Here is a 17,079-nt window from a genome sequence, read left to right as displayed (position 1 = left end):
CCTTTAAATTAAACGGCGCGTACTATATCACACAAATTTGTAATAATTTAGTGCGCACGATCAAAAACAGCGAATTTAATCAGCCCTATTAATGAGCTAAAAAATCGCTGATTGCTTTATTAACAGCAAGTGGTTTTTGGGCATGTAGCCAGTGACCAGCACCATGAATAATTTTTGCTTTTGCATTAGGGAACAACGCCATAATAGCAGGGCGGTGCTCTGCTAAAATGTAGTCAGAATCATTACCTTTAATGAACAAAGTATCACATAAACAAGAATCATTTTCACTAACTTGCGCTAAAATATTTTCATATTGCTGGTATAAAACAGCTAAATTAAAGCGCCATTGATAGTGACCTTCATCATTTTTAGCAAAGCTTTTTAATAAAAATTGACGTACGCCCATTTCCTCAATGTGCTTGGCAAGTATTTCATCAGCCGATTTTCTATCTTTGATATTAGACTGTGCAACTTCGTTTAGGCCTGCAAAAATGGCACTGTGGCGAGGGTTATTAGCAACAGGAGAAATATCTAACACGACAAGCTTATCGATAAGTGAAGGGTGATTAAGTGCTAATTGCATGGCCACTTTGCCACCCATTGAATGACCTATGATGTGCGCTTTACTAATAGTTAGATGTTCAAGTAACTCACTGACATCTTTAGCCATAGCATGATAATTCATGGTATCGCTATGGAATGATTTACCGTGATTACGTAAATCGATATTCGTTACACGATAATTTTCAGCTAATGCTTTTGCGATTACATTGAGGTTTTCAAGTGAGCCAAACAAACCGTGGATCAATACAACGTCTGAACCTTGACCCATTTGTTGGTAGTTTAATAGCATTTTCAACTCCTATTTTTAATGGCAGTATTTTGCCTAGTGAAATTACAAAATGCAAAACATAGAGAATTGCTGCGAGCTTAGGTATAATCATTGAGAACTTTTAAAATGTGACCCGTAAAGACAGGAATAACATGAAAAAAATCGACATAGACGACGAGTTATATCAATACATTGCAAGCAACACGCAAAGTATTGGTGAAAGTGCATCAACCATTTTGCGTCGTTTATTAAACCTCTCTGATGGCACCAATGCCCCAGTTGAAACAACTACTAAAACTGAACAAGAAACCCCAGTTGTTGAAGTACAAGAACAAGCAGAACAAGAATCAAGCCCTGAACCTAGCAACGAAAATGTTGAAGAGGCTGCAGAAACTGTCACAGCATCGACACAAGTGAAAGGTAATGTGTTTAATGTATTAAACAAAGAAGAGCTGGCAATGCAAAAAGGTGTTGTTGGTCGATTCTTATTTATACTTGCTGCTTTATATAGAACGCATAAAAAAGATTTTGCTAACGTGCTTGAAATTAAAGGCCGTGATCGAGTTTATTTTGCCACAAGCAAAGAAGCACTTCTGGAGAGCGGTAGCAGCATGAATCCAAAAAATATCACTGATACTGAGTATTGGGTGATGACAAATTCAAATACAACCAGAAAAAAAATGATGCTTCACGAAGTAGCACTGTGCTTAGGTTACAGCGCAGATGAAGCAGAAAAAATTCGTGATTACTTATAATCCATAAGGAAATAATATGGCGATTCATCCAGATGCAGGTAAACCTGCACCGCAATCAAGCTTAGTGAATGTACCAAAACTGATCTCGGCTTATTACTTAAATGAACCAGACCTAGAACAAAACCCAGAGCATTGTGTTGCTTTTGGTACATCTGGCCATCGTGGTTGTTCGTTCGATGTAAAATTTAATGAATCGCATATTTTAGCGATCACTCAAGCAATTTGTGATTACCGTAAAGAAAACAATATTTTTGGCCCACTTTTCTTAGGTAAAGATACACATGCATTGAGTGAAGCGGCTTTTAACTCTGCTATTGAAGTACTTGTTGCAAACGAAGTGCAAGTCATTGCACAAGAAAATGACGATTACACGCCAACGCCGGTAATCAGTCATGCTGTTGTTTGCCATAATAAAGAAAATCCAAATGAACTTGCTGATGGTATTGTGGTAACACCTTCACATAACCCGCCAGAAGATGGTGGTTTTAAATATAACCCGCCAAATGGTGGCCCAGCAGATACTGATGTTACTAAGTGGATTGAAGACAGAGCAAATCAATTACTTTTAGAAGACTTAGTTGAAGTTGAGTTATTTCCGTATGCTAAAGCATCACGTTCTGGTTTTATTAAGTACCAAGACTTAATTACCCCTTATGTTGATGACTTAGTTAATATCGTTAATCTAAAAGCAATTAGCGATGCGAAAATCAAAATTGGTGTGGATCCACTTGGTGGCTCTGGTATCAACTTTTGGCCAGTCATTGCAGAAAAATATAATTTAGACTTAACGGTCGTAAATGAATCTGTTGACCCAACATTTTCGTTCATGCCTTTAGATAAAGACGGCAAAATCCGTATGGATTGTTCATCTCCTTATGCAATGACAAACCTTATTGCATTGAAAGATGACTATGATATCGGTATAGGTAACGACCCTGATTATGACCGCCATGGTATTGTTACTCCTGACGGCTTAATGAATCCAAATCACTTTTTAGCAGTTGCGATTGACTACTTATTAAATAACCGCGAATGGTCAAAAGAGGTCGCAATTGGTAAAACGCTGGTATCAAGCGGCATGATTGATAAAGTGGTTGCACGTAATAACCGCGAAGTAAAAGAAGTACCGGTAGGCTTTAAATGGTTTGTTGAAGGCTTAAGCAAAGGTACCCTTGCTTTTGGTGGTGAAGAAAGTGCAGGGGCGTCATTCTTACGCTTTGATGGTACAGTTTGGAACACTGATAAAGATGGTTTCATCTTAGGTCTACTTGCTGCAGAGATTTTAGCTGTAACAGGTAAAACACCATCACAGCTTTATAAAGAACTTGAGCAAGAGTTCGGTGCGCCTATTTATAAACGTATTGATGCGCCAGCTAATACAGAACAAAAATCACGTTTAAAAGCGTTATCAGCGGATGATGTAACTGCAAGTACCTTAGCGGGTGATGCCATTACGCAAAAACTAACCCATGCTCCTGGTAATAACGCTGCTATCGGCGGTTTAAAAGTTGTTACTGAAAACGGTTGGTTTGCTGCACGCCCATCTGGCACTGAAGACATCTACAAAATTTACCTTGAATCATTCAAAGGTGAAGAACATCTAGCATTATTAGAAAAAGAAGCGAAAAAGCTGGTTGATTCAGTAATTAGCTAATTCCTTTTTTACCTATTAAAACGGCTGAGTTTCTCAGCCGTTTTTGTATTCTACTCTCACACATTTTTAGGATAGAACAATGAGCTATTCAACTCCTTCATATCTCGAACAATTAAAAAGTACTGGCGACTTTTTAACCCTGACCCGTAACAATGAATTTTCACTCGAACCTTGTGCATTTACCCTTGAAAACGGTACTGATGTCACTGTTCACGACACGGGTATCATTGAGTTTCAACCTGCGCAGCAGACAAACAAAGATATTGTACTTTCAAGTGCGGTACATGGTAACGAAACTGCGCCAATTGAAATCTGCGATCAATTAATCAAGTCAATCGTTACAGAACAACTTACCTTGCAGCAGCGTGTACTGTTTATTTATGGTAATCCTAAATCTATTAATATCGGTAAGCGTTTTGTAGATGAAAACTTAAACCGTTTGTTTAATGGTCATCATACAGTAGAAGGTATTGCTTCTAACCCTGAGCGAGTGCGTGCAAAGCTCCTTGAAGACGTTGTTACTGATTTCTTTGCTAGAGGCAACCAGGGCAGTGAGCGTTTTCATTATGATCTTCACACAGCAATTCGTGGCTCTAAAAATGAAAAGTTCGCAGTGTATCCTTTCTTACATGGTAAACCGTGGAAAAAATCACAACTGCAATTTTTACTTAGCTGTGGCGTAAACACGGTACTAATGATGAAATCAGCGGCAACTACCTTCAGTTACTACTCGTCGTTTGTACATGGAGCTGACTCATTTACGGTAGAACTTGGCCAAGTAAAACCATTTGGCGAAAACGACATGTCGCGATTTGAGAAAACCAAACAAACCTTAATTGCATTAATTAGTCAAAAATCTGTTGAATATAAAGAATTTAATGCAGAGGATTTCGAGTTGTTTTCTGTATATAGAACAATAAACCGTACTTGCGAAGACTTTAGTTTTCCATTTGCTGATGATGTGGAAAATTTCACCGGTTTCGCAAAGGGCGAATTAATGGCAACTGATGGTCAGACCAGATATGAAGCGGAAGTAGACGGTGAAGCTATTATCTTCCCAAACGCTGATGTAGCCTTAGGTCAGCGCGCTTTGCTTACCGTTATTCCAATGCAAGTTGATAGCAACTTTATTTAAAATCTCTGCATTAACACCCATCTATATTTAGTTAACTATATGACTATAAAGAATTTATCTTGTTGTATAGTTAACTTTCCATGCGTTTTTAGCCATTTGTCATCTATTCGTCTATGATTAGTTGAATAACAACTTACGTTAACGTAAAGTGACGGCAGTTTAATTTAATTAGATTGAATATTGCGCAAACTTTATCCTTACAGCTCATGCTGATAAAAATATAATTAAGGGCAGTAGCGTAGGTTTCTGACAACGAAAGAAGGTAGGTTATGAGTAATCCAAATAACGTATCGCTAAACATTAATCATGAACTGTCATTTATTGATGGTCACGCATTAACGATCCCTACATTAAGTATTCTTAATGAGGAAGGCGACATCTACGAAGGTGCAACCGCACCTGATATCGACAAAGCAACGGCAATCCGCCTATATGAAACAATGCGTTTTATTAGAGCACTTGATGAGCGTATGCAAGCAGCACAGCGTCAAGGCCGTGTTAGCTTTTATATGCAATGTCTAGGCGAAGAAGCGGCTGTAACAGCATCAGCTGCAGCGCTTGATCAAAACGATATGATCATGGCCCAATACCGTGAGCAAGCAGCTTTACGTTATCGTGGTTTTAGCCTTGACCAATTCATGAATCAAATGCTCTCAAATGAAAAAGATTTGGGTAAAGGTCGCCAAATGCCAATTCACTATGGCTCACGCGAACTTAACTACATGACTATTTCATCACCGCTTGGTACACAAATTCCACAAGCAACAGGTTATGCATATGGTCAAAAAGTTCGTCATATTGATGCCCAAACCGGTGAGTTAAACAGCACTATTGATAACATCACTATTTGTTACTTTGGTGAAGGCGCTGCGTCTGAAGGTGATTTCCATGCTGGTTTAAATATGGCCGCAGTTCATGAAGCACCAGTAATTTTCTTTGCTCGTAACAATGGTTATGCGATTTCTACACCTGCTGATGAGCAATTTAAAGGTGATGGTATTGCATCACGTGGTGTTGGCTATGGCATTAAAACAATTCGTGTTGATGGTGCTGATGCACTTGCTGTTTATGCAGCAACTAAAAAAGCCCGTGAAATTGCAACGACTAAAGGTGAACCTGTTTTAATTGAATCGATTGCCTATCGTCTTGGCGCTCACTCAACCAGTGACGACCCTAGTGGCTATCGTACAAAAGATGAAGAAGCAAAACATAAAGGCTGTCCAATCGAGCGTTTCCGTAAGTGGTTATTAAAACAAGGTTGGTTAGATGAAGCGCAAGACGCGAAAGACAAAGAAACAATTCGTGAAGAAATTTTAGCGGCTCTTAAACGCGCTGAAAAAGTAGCAAAACCAGCATTAGAAGACCTTATTTCTGATGTGTATGATAAGCCAATCCCATCACTGCAAAAACAATATGAAGAACTAAAAGAGCACATTTTGCAGCATCCTGATGCTTATCCAACAACTGCAGGGAGATTAAAGTAATGGCTAAAATGAACATGCTTCATGCAATTAACTCTGCCCTTGATATCACCATGGCAGAGCATCCAAATGCATGTATTTTCGGTGAAGATGTTGGTTATTTTGGTGGTGTATTCCGTGCTACATCTGGCTTACAAGAAAAATATGGTAAGCATCGTGTGTTCAATACTCCGTTAACTGAGCAAGGTATTTTAGGTTTTGCAAATGGTTTAGCGGCGTTCGGTGCACCTGCTTTAGCTGAAATTCAATTTGCTGATTATATTTTCCCTGCATTTGACCAAATCGTGAATGAATCAGCTAAATTCCGTTACCGTAGTGGTAATGAATTTAATGTTGGCAATCTAACAATCCGTACACCATACGGTGGTGGTATTGCAGGTGGTTTATATCACTCACAATCACCAGAAGCTTATTTTGCTCACACACCGGGTTTAAAGTTAGTTGTGCCACGTAACCCATACCAAGCAAAAGGTTTGCTTCGTGCATCAATTAAAGATGATAACCCTGTTATTTTCTTTGAGCCGAAACGTTTATACCGTGCATCAACAGGTGAAGTGCCAGAAGAAGATTACAGCATCGAGCTTGGTAAAGCTGAAATCGTGCAAGAAGGCACTGATGTCACTGTACTTGCTTGGGGTGCTCAGCTGGAAATCATCGAAGACGCCGCTAAAAAAGCTGCAGAGCAAGGTATTAGCTGTGAAGTGATCGACTTACGTACCATTTTACCATGGGATGTTGAGACCATTGCTAAATCAGTGACTAAAACAGGTCGTTTAGTGGTAAGCCACGAGGCACCAATCACGAATGGTTTTGGTGCAGAGATCGTTGCAACAATTCAACAAGAGTGTTTCTTACACCTTGAATCGCCAATTACTCGCGTGTGTGGTTTAGATACGCCATACCCATTAGCACTTGAAAAAGAATATGTGCCGGATGCACTTAAAGTGCTTGCTGCGATCAAGCAATCAGTAGAGTTTTAGGAGTCAGTATGTCTAAAGATTTTATCTTGCCAGATATCGGCGAAGGCATCGTAGAGTGTGAAATTGTTGAATGGTTAGTTGCAGAAGGCGATTCTGTAAAAGAAGATCAGCCTATTTGTGATGTTATGACCGACAAGGCGCTTGTGCAAATTCCTGCTGTTCATGATGGTGTGATCAGTAAGCTCTATTATGCAAAAGGGGATATTGCGAAAGTACATGCACCATTATTTGCAATGGATGTTGATGGCGAAGCACCAACACAAAGTGAAGTAGTTCAAGCTCCTGCAGCAACTGAAGCATCATCTGAGGCTGGTGAGCACTTAGAAGATTTCATATTACCCGATATCGGTGAAGGGATCGTTGAATGTGAAATCGTTGAGTGGTTAGTCAGTGAAGGCGATGAAATCGTAGAAGACCAAGCTGTGTGTGATGTAATGACAGACAAAGCATTGGTGCAAATTCCGGCTAAATACACAGGTAAAGTTGAAAAGCTTTATTATCAAAAGGGTGATATTGCAGCGGTTCACAGTCCATTATTCCAAATGAGCATTGCCGGCCAAAGTGCAGAGCCAGATGTAAGTTCTGCGGTAGTTAAAGCACAAACAAATGCAGCAACTAAACCAGCACAGAAACCTGCGGCTTCAGCAAACTCTAGCAAACAACTTAATAAGAAAGCGGTTGCTTCACCTGCTGTTCGACGTAAAGCCCGCGAACTTGATGTTGATTTAACGCAAGTACCAGGCTCTGGTAAAAACGGCCGTATTTATAAACAAGATATCGAAGATTTCTTGAATGAAACACCAAGCCAAGCAGCATCACAACAAGCTTCGCCAAAAGCGGCAGAGCCTGTATCAACGGTGGTGTCTTCTGGTGGCAGTCGCGTAGAGCCTATTAAAGGCATTAAAGCGGCAATGGCTAAGCAAATGGTTGCTTCAGTTTCGACAATTCCTCACTTTACTTTCTGTGATGAAATTGACCTCACTAAACTAATTGCAATGCGCAGTGAGCTCAAAGAGCAGTATAAGCAGCAGGGTGTTAAGCTCACTATGATGCCGTTCTTTATCAAAGCACTGTCGTTAGCGATTAAGCAATTCCCAGTACTAAACTCGCAAGTAAATGATGATTGCAGCGAGCTAACTTACTTTGATGATCATAACATCGGTATGGCGGTTGATTCTAAGATTGGTTTACTTGTACCAAACATTAAATCATGCCAGTCAAAGAGTATCGTAGATGTTGCAAACGAAGTGACCCGCTTAACTGAAGCAGCACGTGATGGTCGTGTTTCACCGGATGATTTGAAAGGCGGCACTATTAGCATTTCTAACATCGGTGCGATTGGCGGCACAATTGCAACCCCGATCATCAATAAACCTGAGGTAGCGATTGTTGCTTTAGGTAAACTGCAGCATTTACCTCGCTTTGATGCACAAGGTAATGTGATTTCAGCAGCAATTATGCAAGTAAGCTGGTCTGGTGACCACCGAGTGATTGATGGCGGAACAATTGCCCGCTTCAATAACTTATGGAAGTCTTACTTAGAAGACCCTGCAAAAATGATGATGGCCATGAGCTAACATTAGTAAGCATTAAAAAACCAGCCTCGGCTGGTTTTTTTAATTGTAAATTTTGTATTTGCTATTTACCGTAAAAATACAACCCATAACCGAGTATCAGCGCTGGAATTGTTGAATACACCGTCGCGATTAAGGCCGCTTTTGGCGCTAATGCGATAGCTGGGAATAGGGCATCGCCGTCATTTGAAATTGCATTGGCTGCCATCGCACTAAATGGAATAATACCTTGAATATAGAGTGTCATCACGACGATTTGTGGCCCGCAGCCGGGTAATAAGCCAATAGCCACAGCCACCAGCGGTGCAAGATAAGCATACTCAGAAAACCACGCTGTTAAATCAACACCAACTAGGTTAACGAGAATTTCAAACAGCATAAAACTGGCAACAACCCAGGCCGTAACAAAGTGCGTGTCCATTAACACTTTCGTGAGTTTTGAAGGAGGTGTGCAAGGTGCTTCTTCACTGGTTACTTGCTTATAACTGCTGCCTTTAGAAGACAGTGCCCACACAACCACGGTGAATAGTGCCATGATTGAGCCAAATACAGTAATGCCCTCATTAATACCACTGCCAAATACACTTAAGTCGGTATTGGTGGCGATAACAAAAGCAACAATCAAGCTCGGTACTAAAGCAAATTTCCATACTGGTCGGCTAAACTTTAACGCTTTTGGTTGGCATTGTGGCTGCTCGTTGTATTCGCTAGCCTCATCAGGCTGAAATTTATTTGGGCTATGAAATGTATTAACTAATTGACCACTAATAACGCCTACAGCAACACCTATTAACATCATTAATAAGCCATCAAGCGGACGGGTTGCTAACAGTAAAAAGGCGGCATCACCCATGGTTGCGGTTAAGACAGCAACAACAGAGCCAAAGCTAGCCTGCTTTTTAGTAAATTGGGTTACCACAATAATGGCACCCCCACAGCCAGGTAAAGCACCTAAAATTGAGGCAAAACTCACCTCTAGAATGCCTGATTTAGCGCGTAGATAGCTCAGCTGTAACTGAGGAAGTTTATCAATAAGGTAGTAATAGATTAATAAGGTGGCTGCAACAAATACAGATACTTGAAAAAAAGCATCACTTAGCGCTTGTAGGGTGAATTCTCGGCTTGCAGGTACCGCCAAAGAAATTAGTAATAAAAGGGGTAAAAATAAGCGTTTATTGTCCGTAATGTAACACCTCGCTTTGTTAGGAATAAACCTCGTTTGTGTTAGTGAGAGCATACAGTGCAACCTTAAAATTAATCAGGTTACACTGTAGTACGATTTTAAATGAAAATCAATCTCATTTGTATCTATTTGCGTTGGAACTCAGAATTGGCATTCCAGGTCGGCCATTCTTTTCGTTCTGAGATATCAAAACCTACTTGATAGAATAACTGAAGGTCCTGAACGGCACCTGATAAATCCCATTCATCACGGTAACGGTCGCAAGGCTGATGATAACAACCACGAAGCACCAGGCTCATACGCTTACGGTAATTTGCCGTTTCTTCATCAAGGGCTTCACTACCACCACCGGCATACATTGCTGGTACACCCATGTTTGCAAATGCAAAGTGATCAGAGCGGTAGTAACCACCTGAAGACGGTTTAGGGTCGCCAGATACTGTACGGCCTTGCGCTTTTGCAGCTGTTTCTAGTAGGCTATCCATTTCAGATTTGCCAATACCAACAACACTGATGTCTTTTACTTTACCTAATAGGTTTAAGCTATCCATATTGATGTTTGCAACCGTTTGTGATGCTGGGATCACTGGATTTGCAGCATAATATTTCGAGCCAAGTAAACCTTGTTCTTCAGCAGTAACGGCTAAGAAAGTCATTGAACGGCTAGGGTGCTCAGGTAGGGTCGCGAATGCTTCAGCAACTTCGATTAAGCCAGCAGTACCCGTTGCATTATCGTGGGCGCCATTATAGATTTGGTCGCCTTTGCGGGTTTTATCAGTACCAAGGTGATCCCAGTGAGCTGAATAAATGATGTGCTCATCAGGCTTTTCGCTACCCGGTAACGTCGCGATAAAGTTATACGAAATTGATTTTTTAATTGTGTTATTTACTTCAACACTTGCAGTTAGGTCGCCCATATCAACATGGTAAGCGCCTTTTGCCGCATTCGCTTTCATGGTATCGAAATCTAAGCCTGCTTTTGTGAAAAGCTCTTTAGCAACATCTGTTGTTACCCAGCCTTCAACAGCAACACGGTCCATGTTGTTATTTTCTTTTTGGAAACCAAATTGCTCACCGCTCCAAGAGTTTTCAACAACTGACCATGGGTAAGAAGCCGGTGCTGTTTCGTGGATGATAATCGCACCTGCTGCACCTTGACGGCTTGCTTCTTCATATTTGTATGTCCAACGACCGTAATAGGTCATGGCATCGCCCGTGAATAAATCAGGGTTTTTCGTCGCAAAACCAGGATCGTTTACCAGCATAACAACGGTTTTGCCTTTAACATCTAGGCCTTCGTAGTCGTTCCAGTTGTACTCTGGTGCATTAACACCGTAACCAACGAATACTAATTCAGAATCTTTAATGCTTTGCTTAGCACTAATACGGCTACTACCCATTACCATATCTTTTTTGTATTGGTAATCTTTGCCGCCAATAGTAAGTACCATGTCTGAATCAGCTTCTAGTGAAACAAGCGGTACTTCTTGTAAGAAGCTATCACCATTACCCGGCTCAAAACCCAATGCTTTAAATTGGTCGGTTAAATAGGCAAGCGTTAGCTCTTCACCTTTCGATGAGGGGGCACGGCCACCGAACTCATCAGAGGCAAGCACTTTAATGTGCTCTGCTAGTTGCTCTGAGTTAATGCTTTGATAGGCTTTTTCGACATCACTTGATGTGATACTTGTTGAAGCACAGCCCGCAAGAATAGCACTTGCAAGGACTGTCATTGGAAAATAGCGTTTCATAATAGCTCTTTTTTTGTTTTATGGTGGCGTTAGTATATGAGGTTCTATTAATGAGAACCAGTTTTTACGGTAAACTACCCACAATACATCAATAAGTTAAAAAATAAGCAATGAAACGATTTACTGCTCCCGAGCAATGGTCAACGAAATACCTTACAACGGGTGCCTTTAGTGACCTAGCCACGCTATTTAATATTGATAAACTCTCAGATTGGCCATCTTGCCAGTGGTTTAATCAATATCTAAATGCGAAAACTACACAGGGCAAAGCCATAACCTTTGTTGAAGATGAACAGTTTGCTGATGAAACCCGTTATTATGAGCAAATCATATTTGAAACAGGGCAAGTACCAACAAGACAACAAAATTGGCATGACCTTTTTGGTGGCTTTATTTGGTGTTTATTCCCAAAAACCAAAGCGCTGATTAATCATCAGCACATTGAAGAAATTAAACTGCATGGTCTAAAAGAGCGTAGTAAACACCGAAACGCACTGACCTTATTTGATGAATGCGGCGTGGTGCTGGCAATTACTGAACAAAGCTGGCAGCAGCAATTACGCGACCACCAATGGCAGCAAGCCTTTGTAGAACAGCGTGAACAGTGGGGTAAATGCATTAGACCATTTATGTTTGGCCATGCTAACTACGAAATGCTCACACAGCCTTATATTGGTTTAACGGGGAAAGCATTATTTGTAATTGTTCCTGATGACATATTTTGTAAAGATTTAACCGAGCAATATGCGTATCTAGATCAACGTCTTTATGAGATGATTAAGCATGATGATTGTTTGCGTGATAACAAAAATTTATCACCCTTACCCTTGTTAGGCGTACCGGGATGGTGGACTGACAATGAAAATCCAGAATTTTACAGTAACACTGATTACTTTAGACCGAAACGAAGGAAACGCACATGATTGAAGTGGCAGGGCTTAAAAAGAAGTTTAAGCTAACAAAAGATCATAAAAAAAATAAAACGGATAACGTAGACCCCCGTGAAGATAAAGAGTTTTTTCATTCTGTAAGAGACGTCAGCTTTCAATGTAACAAAGGTGAAGTACTCGGTTTACTCGGCCCAAATGGTGCCGGTAAAACAACCACCCTTAGAATGATTTCAACAGCCTTAAAACCAGATGAAGGCAGCATTACCATCTCTGGTCACGATATCGTTAAAAAGCCATTAGTTGGCCGCAAATCAATTGGATTTCTGTCAGGTAGTACTGGCTTATATGGGCGTTTAACAGTAAAAGAAAACGTTGAATACTTTGCCCGTTTACATGGCATGAGTAAAAAAGCGGTCGCCGCTCGTTGTGATGAGCTATTCACCTTACTTGATATGCACAGCTTTATTGATAAACGCGCCGAAAACCTTTCAACAGGTATGAAGCAAAAAGCCAATATTGCCCGTGCTGTTGTTCATCATCCTGATGTGGTTATTCTTGATGAGCCGACAACTGGTTTAGATATTATGACTACGCAAACCGTCATTAACTTTATTCGCGGCCTTAAAGAGCAGGGCACACCAGTTATTTTCTCAACGCACCATTTAGATGAAGTTGCCTTACTGTGTGACCGTGTTGCAGTGATAAACCAAGGAATTAGTTGCTTTGATGGCACCTTAGATGAGTTTAAACAAACAGGTCAAAGTGAAGAATTAAACCAAGCGTTTATGAATATTTTAACGGAGAGCCGTAATGTTTGAAGTATTTAAAAAGGAATTAAAAGAGCTATTACGTGACCGTAAAACATTGATTTTCGTTGTTGCACTACCGGTTGCTATCTTCCCACTGTTATTTGCTGTTATGGCCTTTATTAGTTCACAAGCGGCGTTAGAGGCAGAACAAGAGGTCCATACTTACGCTATTATCAATGGTAATTACGCGCAAGATTTTACAGATAAAGTGTTTTACCATAAGAGCTTTGCTTTATATAAAGGTGATGAAACCTTTAATACGGTAGAAGATCTCACTAAAGCGGTAAAAGCAGGTACCATAGACATGGGTATCTATTTACCGTCAGACGCTAAGCAAACGTTAGATGATGCAAAGCAAAGTGAATGGCAAGTTGTGTATAACGACGCAAAAGCAATTAACTTCCTATTTGACCGTGTAAAAGAACTGGCAAAAGAATATGGCGATACGCTGCGTACAAACAAACTATTAAGCTTTGGTGTATCAGAAGAGCAGCAAGCTGCTATTATCGAGCCTATTAAAGTGGTGAAGGTCGACACTGCAGATAAACGTGAAAATCTGGGTGAGAAAATTGGTGGGTTTATTCCTTATCTACTTATTCCTCTGGTATTGATGGGCGCAACGTACCCGGCGATTGATTTAGGAGCTGGTGAAAAAGAGCGTGGTACGCTCGAAACCTTGTTACTTACACCAATCACCCGTACACAGCTGGTGTTAGGTAAGTTTGTAACCTTACTTGCTTCTTCTATTGCAACAACCACCATTACCGTACTCAGTATGGGTGTGTGGATATCAGTGGCCATTGCATTTGTAGATTTAGCCGTTGTTAAAAACGCATTTAGCTCTTTAACTGTATTAGATTTAGGGCTAATTTTTGTGCTGTTATTACCTATTGCTGCAATCTTCTCATCATTAACGTTGGCTATTTCTATCTATGCGCGAACCTTTAAAGAAGCACAAAACTACATGGCACCACTTAGCATGGGTGTAATTTTTCCAATTATGGTTGCCTTAATGCCTAATGTTGAGCTTACGAGCAAAACAGCATTTATTCCTGTGACAAATGTAGCTCTGGCAATCAAAGAAATCATTAAAGGTACAGTTGATTACACACTCGTGGGTTTAATTTTCTTAGCGACAGTCATTGTGGCAGGTGCATTACTTGCGTTTTGTGTTAAATGGTTCAATAAAGAAGATGTACTATTTAGATAGTAAATTACAATAAATTTAAGCCCCGAGTAGGGGCTTTTTACGTTTAGGTCTAGGCTGCATCTTGGTTTTTATCATAAGCAGTCTTTGGTGTAAGTTTACTAATGTCTGCCGAGTGAATCACTTTTTTAGTTTCACTCCAGTGCAATAACTCTATACGCCCAGAGCTGTTCTCTACTAATGCAGTGCAGTTTTCAATCCAGTCGCCATCATTGCAATATAAAATTCCATCAACCACTTTAACAGCTGGGTGATGAATGTGCCCACAAATAATGCCATCGACGGCTTGTTTTTTTGCTTCGTGGATGGCCGCTTTTTCAAATGCATCAATAGCTTCACGTGCTTTATGCACGCGTGCTTTGATCCAAGAGGCCAATGACCAATAATTACCGCCAAATAAACGCCGAATGCGATTAGTCCAGCGATTTAAAAATAATAAAAAGTCGTATCCTGCATCGCCTGCAATACTGATTAATTTGTTGTAGCGCGTTGCTGAGTCAAAATCGTCACCATGTAACAGTAAAAGCCGTTTTTTGGCTTTTGTGGTATGGATATATTGCTTGTGTACTTCGATACCGAATAATGAATCATTGGTATAATGGCGAAAGGTTTCGTCGTGGTTACCCGGTATATAGATAACTCGAGTGCCATCTTTTGCTTTTTGTTGAATAAGCGCAAGCACATCATAATGACTAGGATGCCAAAAAAACTGTCGTTTCATTGACCATAAATCAACAATATCACCGACCAAATACAGAACATCGCATTCAATGGCATTTAAAAAATCTAGTAAATACTGCGCTTGGCAGTCTTTATAACCTAAGTGAACGTCGGAAATCCAAACGGCAGGATAGTGGGTTTTACTACTGCAAGTGGTGTTATTCATGGCATTTACTCATGGTGTAATAAAGTAAATGCTAGGCAGAATCAATGACAGTTAAAAGACGCTTTAGCGAAACATCTATGACAATTAATAAAACAAAAAAACCGCCGAAGCGGTTTTTTAAATTTTGTTGAGCAGACTTAATTAGCCTTTAACAAGTGCGGCAATTTCAGAAGCGGCACTATCTAAATCAAGCATTAGCTTTTCGCCAGTACGACGGTTTTTAAGCTCAACCTTGTTTTCATCAAGGTTACGCTCACCAATTACTAATGTGAAAGGCACACCTAGTAATTCCATATCGTTAAACATAACACCTGGGCGCTCTTTACGGTCATCAAACAACACATCTAAACCGGCATCTTTCAAGCCTTTGTAAAGGTTATCAGCAATATTAGGAATACGATGAGACTTGTGCATGTTCATTGGCACAATCGCTAAATCAAATGGTGCGATAGGTTGCGGCCATTTAATACCGTATTGGTCATTGTTTTGCTCAATAGCGGCAGCTACGATACGTGATACACCAATACCGTAACAACCCATTGTCATTACTTGGTTTTTACCTGTTTCACTTAATACGCCAGCTTTCATTGCTTCTGAGTATTTAGTACCAAGTTGGAAAATATGACCTACTTCAATGCCACGTTTGATTTGCAGTGAACCTTGACCACATGGGCTTGGGTCGCCTTCAACGATATTACGGATATCAGCCACTTCGTAGTTTTCTACATCGCGATCCCAGTTGATACCGCTGAAATGTTCACCATCTTTATTAGCACCTGCTACAAAGTCAGCCAAAACGTTAGCTGTGCGATCAACAATAATTGGCATTGATAGACCAACAGGGCCTAATGAACCTGGTTTTGCGCCAATTGCAGCAACGATGTCTTCTTCTTTCGCCATTTCTAGCGGTGAGTCTACAAGTGGATGCTTCTCAGCTTTTAACTCGTTTAATTCATGGTCGCCACGTAATACAAGAGCAACTAAACCACGTTGTTCGTTTTCATCTGGTGCGCCATACACGATTAATGTTTTCACGCCGCGATGAGGTTTAACACCATAGTGCTCTTTAAGCTCAGCAATTGATTTTGCATCAGGCGTTGGGAACGCTTTTAACTCTTTACTTGCTGCTGGGCGCTCTTCAGTCGGTGCTAATGCTTCTGCTTTTTCGATATTTGCAGCGTAATCACTTGCATCACTAAATGCGATTGCATCTTCGCCTGATTCGGCAAGTACATGAAACTCGTGTGAAACGCTACCACCAATTGAACCTGTATCAGCGATAACAGGGCGGTAATCAAGACCAAGGCGCTCGAAGATGTTGCAGTATGCTTTGTGCATTACTTGGTATGTTTTCTCTAAACACTCATCACTTAAGTGAAAAGAGTACGCATCTTTCATGGTAAATTCACGGGCACGCATTACACCAAAACGAGGGCGAACTTCGTCACGAACTTTTGTTTGTACTTGGTAAAGAGTAAGCGGTAATTGCTTATAAGAGCTCACTTCTTTACGTACAAAATCTGTGATCACTTCTTCGTGAGTTGGACCAAGTGCAAATGGACGGTTGTGACGGTCATTAATACGAAGTAATTCAGGGCCGAATTGCTCCCAACGACCAGACTCTTCCCAAAGATCAGCAGGTTGGATAATAGGCATTAACATTTCGATAGCGCCTGCTTTATCCATTTCTTCACGTACGATGTTTTCTACTTTTTTAAGTACGCGTAGACCAGAGGGCAACCATGTATACAAACCCGACGCAACGCGGCGGATCATGCCTGCTCGTAGCATTAATTGATGAGAAACAATTTCTGCATCAGACGGAGTTTCTTTAAGTGTTGCGAGTATATATTGACTGGTACGCATCTCTATTCCAAGTAGTGTTAAAATTATTATCGTTTACTCAAGACGTTTGAGTAATAACAAGGCGCTAAGTTTACCA

At 40.5% G+C, this 17,079-nt stretch carries 14 protein-coding genes; 9 read left to right on the top strand and 5 right to left on the bottom strand.

All coding sequences use genetic code 11. The features are described from left to right. Positions 1-88 precede the first annotated feature (88 nt). Entirely contained in the window at positions 89-853 is a 765-nt protein-coding gene (locus CWC02_RS04920; RefSeq protein WP_138616804.1) for an alpha/beta fold hydrolase, read from the bottom strand. Positions 854-984: 131 nt separating this feature from the next. Between CWC02_RS04920 and seqA the strand changes: the two genes are divergently transcribed. From seqA to CWC02_RS04890, 6 genes are all read left to right on the top strand, one after another. Beyond that, positions 985-1,587 carry a replication initiation negative regulator SeqA gene (gene seqA, locus CWC02_RS04915; protein ID WP_054553926.1) on the top strand — a complete coding sequence of 201 codons (603 nt, stop codon included), beginning with the start codon at positions 985-987 and terminating at the stop codon, positions 1,585-1,587. A 16-nt stretch (positions 1,588-1,603) separates the two neighbouring features. Beyond that, positions 1,604-3,241, top strand: coding sequence for a phosphoglucomutase (alpha-D-glucose-1,6-bisphosphate-dependent) (gene pgm, locus CWC02_RS04910; protein WP_138616802.1), 1,638 nt, complete (start codon positions 1,604-1,606; stop codon positions 3,239-3,241). Between the two features lie 79 nt (positions 3,242-3,320). After that, the gene (gene astE / locus CWC02_RS04905; protein WP_138616800.1) at positions 3,321-4,376 is read left to right on the top strand and encodes a succinylglutamate desuccinylase; all 1,056 of its coding nucleotides are present in this window, start codon (positions 3,321-3,323) and stop codon (positions 4,374-4,376) included. Between the two features lie 269 nt (positions 4,377-4,645). Continuing rightward, positions 4,646-5,860 (top strand): thiamine pyrophosphate-dependent dehydrogenase E1 component subunit alpha, encoded by a 1,215-nt coding sequence (locus tag CWC02_RS04900; RefSeq protein WP_138616798.1) that lies wholly within the window; start codon positions 4,646-4,648, stop codon positions 5,858-5,860. Then, on the top strand, positions 5,860-6,837 hold the full coding sequence (locus CWC02_RS04895) for an alpha-ketoacid dehydrogenase subunit beta (protein WP_138616796.1): 978 nt from the start codon (positions 5,860-5,862) through the stop codon (positions 6,835-6,837). Before CWC02_RS04900 ends, CWC02_RS04895 begins: the two co-directional genes overlap by 1 nt. An 8-nt stretch (positions 6,838-6,845) precedes the next feature. Beyond that, complete coding sequence (locus CWC02_RS04890; protein WP_138616794.1) at positions 6,846-8,414, top strand: dihydrolipoyllysine-residue acetyltransferase; 1,569 nt, start codon at positions 6,846-6,848, stop codon at positions 8,412-8,414. Positions 8,415-8,475: 61 nt separating this feature from the next. Here CWC02_RS04890 and CWC02_RS04885 read toward each other — a convergent pair whose 3' ends face one another. Both CWC02_RS04885 and CWC02_RS04880 read right to left on the bottom strand, forming a co-directional pair. After that, on the bottom strand, positions 8,476-9,648 hold the full coding sequence (locus tag CWC02_RS04885; protein ID WP_138616792.1) for a putative manganese transporter: 1,173 nt from the start codon (positions 9,646-9,648) through the stop codon (positions 8,476-8,478). Between the two features lie 71 nt (positions 9,649-9,719). After that, positions 9,720-11,345, bottom strand: a complete 1,626-nt coding sequence (locus CWC02_RS04880; protein WP_138616790.1) for a M28 family metallopeptidase — start codon at positions 11,343-11,345, stop codon at positions 9,720-9,722. A 110-nt stretch (positions 11,346-11,455) separates the two neighbouring features. Here CWC02_RS04880 and CWC02_RS04875 point away from each other — a divergent pair, with 110 nt between their 5' ends. Genes CWC02_RS04875 through CWC02_RS04865 form a run of 3 tightly spaced genes read left to right on the top strand, consistent with a single transcriptional unit; the run spans position 11,456 to position 14,254 of the window. Beyond that, complete coding sequence (locus CWC02_RS04875; protein ID WP_138616788.1) at positions 11,456-12,268, top strand: DUF3025 domain-containing protein; 813 nt, start codon at positions 11,456-11,458, stop codon at positions 12,266-12,268. Then, the gene (locus CWC02_RS04870) at positions 12,265-13,053 is read left to right on the top strand and encodes an ABC transporter ATP-binding protein (RefSeq protein WP_054553917.1); all 789 of its coding nucleotides are present in this window, start codon (positions 12,265-12,267) and stop codon (positions 13,051-13,053) included. Before CWC02_RS04875 ends, CWC02_RS04870 begins: the two co-directional genes overlap by 4 nt. Continuing rightward, a complete protein-coding gene (locus CWC02_RS04865) occupies positions 13,046-14,254 on the top strand; it encodes an ABC transporter permease subunit (protein WP_138616786.1) in 1,209 nt (402 codons plus the stop codon). The genes CWC02_RS04870 and CWC02_RS04865 overlap by 8 nt, the downstream gene beginning before the upstream one ends. Positions 14,255-14,303: 49 nt before the next feature. On the opposite strand, the gene CWC02_RS04860 is transcribed toward CWC02_RS04865, so the two are convergent. Then, complete coding sequence (locus CWC02_RS04860; protein WP_138616784.1) at positions 14,304-15,137, bottom strand: UDP-2,3-diacylglucosamine diphosphatase; 834 nt, start codon at positions 15,135-15,137, stop codon at positions 14,304-14,306. Positions 15,138-15,278: 141 nt separating this feature from the next. Continuing rightward, entirely contained in the window at positions 15,279-17,003 is a 1,725-nt protein-coding gene (locus CWC02_RS04855; protein WP_138616782.1) for a proline--tRNA ligase, read from the bottom strand. Between the last annotated feature and the right edge of the window lie 76 nt (positions 17,004-17,079).

Source organism: Pseudoalteromonas sp. S2721, from assembly GCF_005887425.1.
Taxonomy (GTDB): domain Bacteria; phylum Pseudomonadota; class Gammaproteobacteria; order Enterobacterales; family Alteromonadaceae; genus Pseudoalteromonas; species Pseudoalteromonas simplex.
This window is presented reverse-complemented; position numbering and strand designations above follow the sequence as displayed.

Coding starts and splice junctions, on each gene's coding strand:
- CWC02_RS04875 (WP_138616788.1), top strand. CDS start 11,456: ATGAAACGATTTACTGCTCCCGAGCAATGGTCAACGAAATACCTTACA.
- seqA (WP_054553926.1), top strand. CDS start 985: ATGAAAAAAATCGACATAGACGACGAGTTATATCAATACATTGCAAGC.
- CWC02_RS04860 (WP_138616784.1), bottom strand. CDS start 15,137: ATGAATAACACCACTTGCAGTAGTAAAACCCACTATCCTGCCGTTTGG.
- CWC02_RS04870 (WP_054553917.1), top strand. CDS start 12,265: ATGATTGAAGTGGCAGGGCTTAAAAAGAAGTTTAAGCTAACAAAAGAT.
- pgm (WP_138616802.1), top strand. CDS start 1,604: ATGGCGATTCATCCAGATGCAGGTAAACCTGCACCGCAATCAAGCTTA.
- astE (WP_138616800.1), top strand. CDS start 3,321: ATGAGCTATTCAACTCCTTCATATCTCGAACAATTAAAAAGTACTGGC.
- CWC02_RS04855 (WP_138616782.1), bottom strand. CDS start 17,003: ATGCGTACCAGTCAATATATACTCGCAACACTTAAAGAAACTCCGTCT.
- CWC02_RS04885 (WP_138616792.1), bottom strand. CDS start 9,648: ATGCTCTCACTAACACAAACGAGGTTTATTCCTAACAAAGCGAGGTGT.
- CWC02_RS04900 (WP_138616798.1), top strand. CDS start 4,646: ATGAGTAATCCAAATAACGTATCGCTAAACATTAATCATGAACTGTCA.
- CWC02_RS04890 (WP_138616794.1), top strand. CDS start 6,846: ATGTCTAAAGATTTTATCTTGCCAGATATCGGCGAAGGCATCGTAGAG.
- CWC02_RS04895 (WP_138616796.1), top strand. CDS start 5,860: ATGGCTAAAATGAACATGCTTCATGCAATTAACTCTGCCCTTGATATC.
- CWC02_RS04865 (WP_138616786.1), top strand. CDS start 13,046: ATGTTTGAAGTATTTAAAAAGGAATTAAAAGAGCTATTACGTGACCGT.
- CWC02_RS04880 (WP_138616790.1), bottom strand. CDS start 11,345: ATGAAACGCTATTTTCCAATGACAGTCCTTGCAAGTGCTATTCTTGCG.
- CWC02_RS04920 (WP_138616804.1), bottom strand. CDS start 853: ATGCTATTAAACTACCAACAAATGGGTCAAGGTTCAGACGTTGTATTG.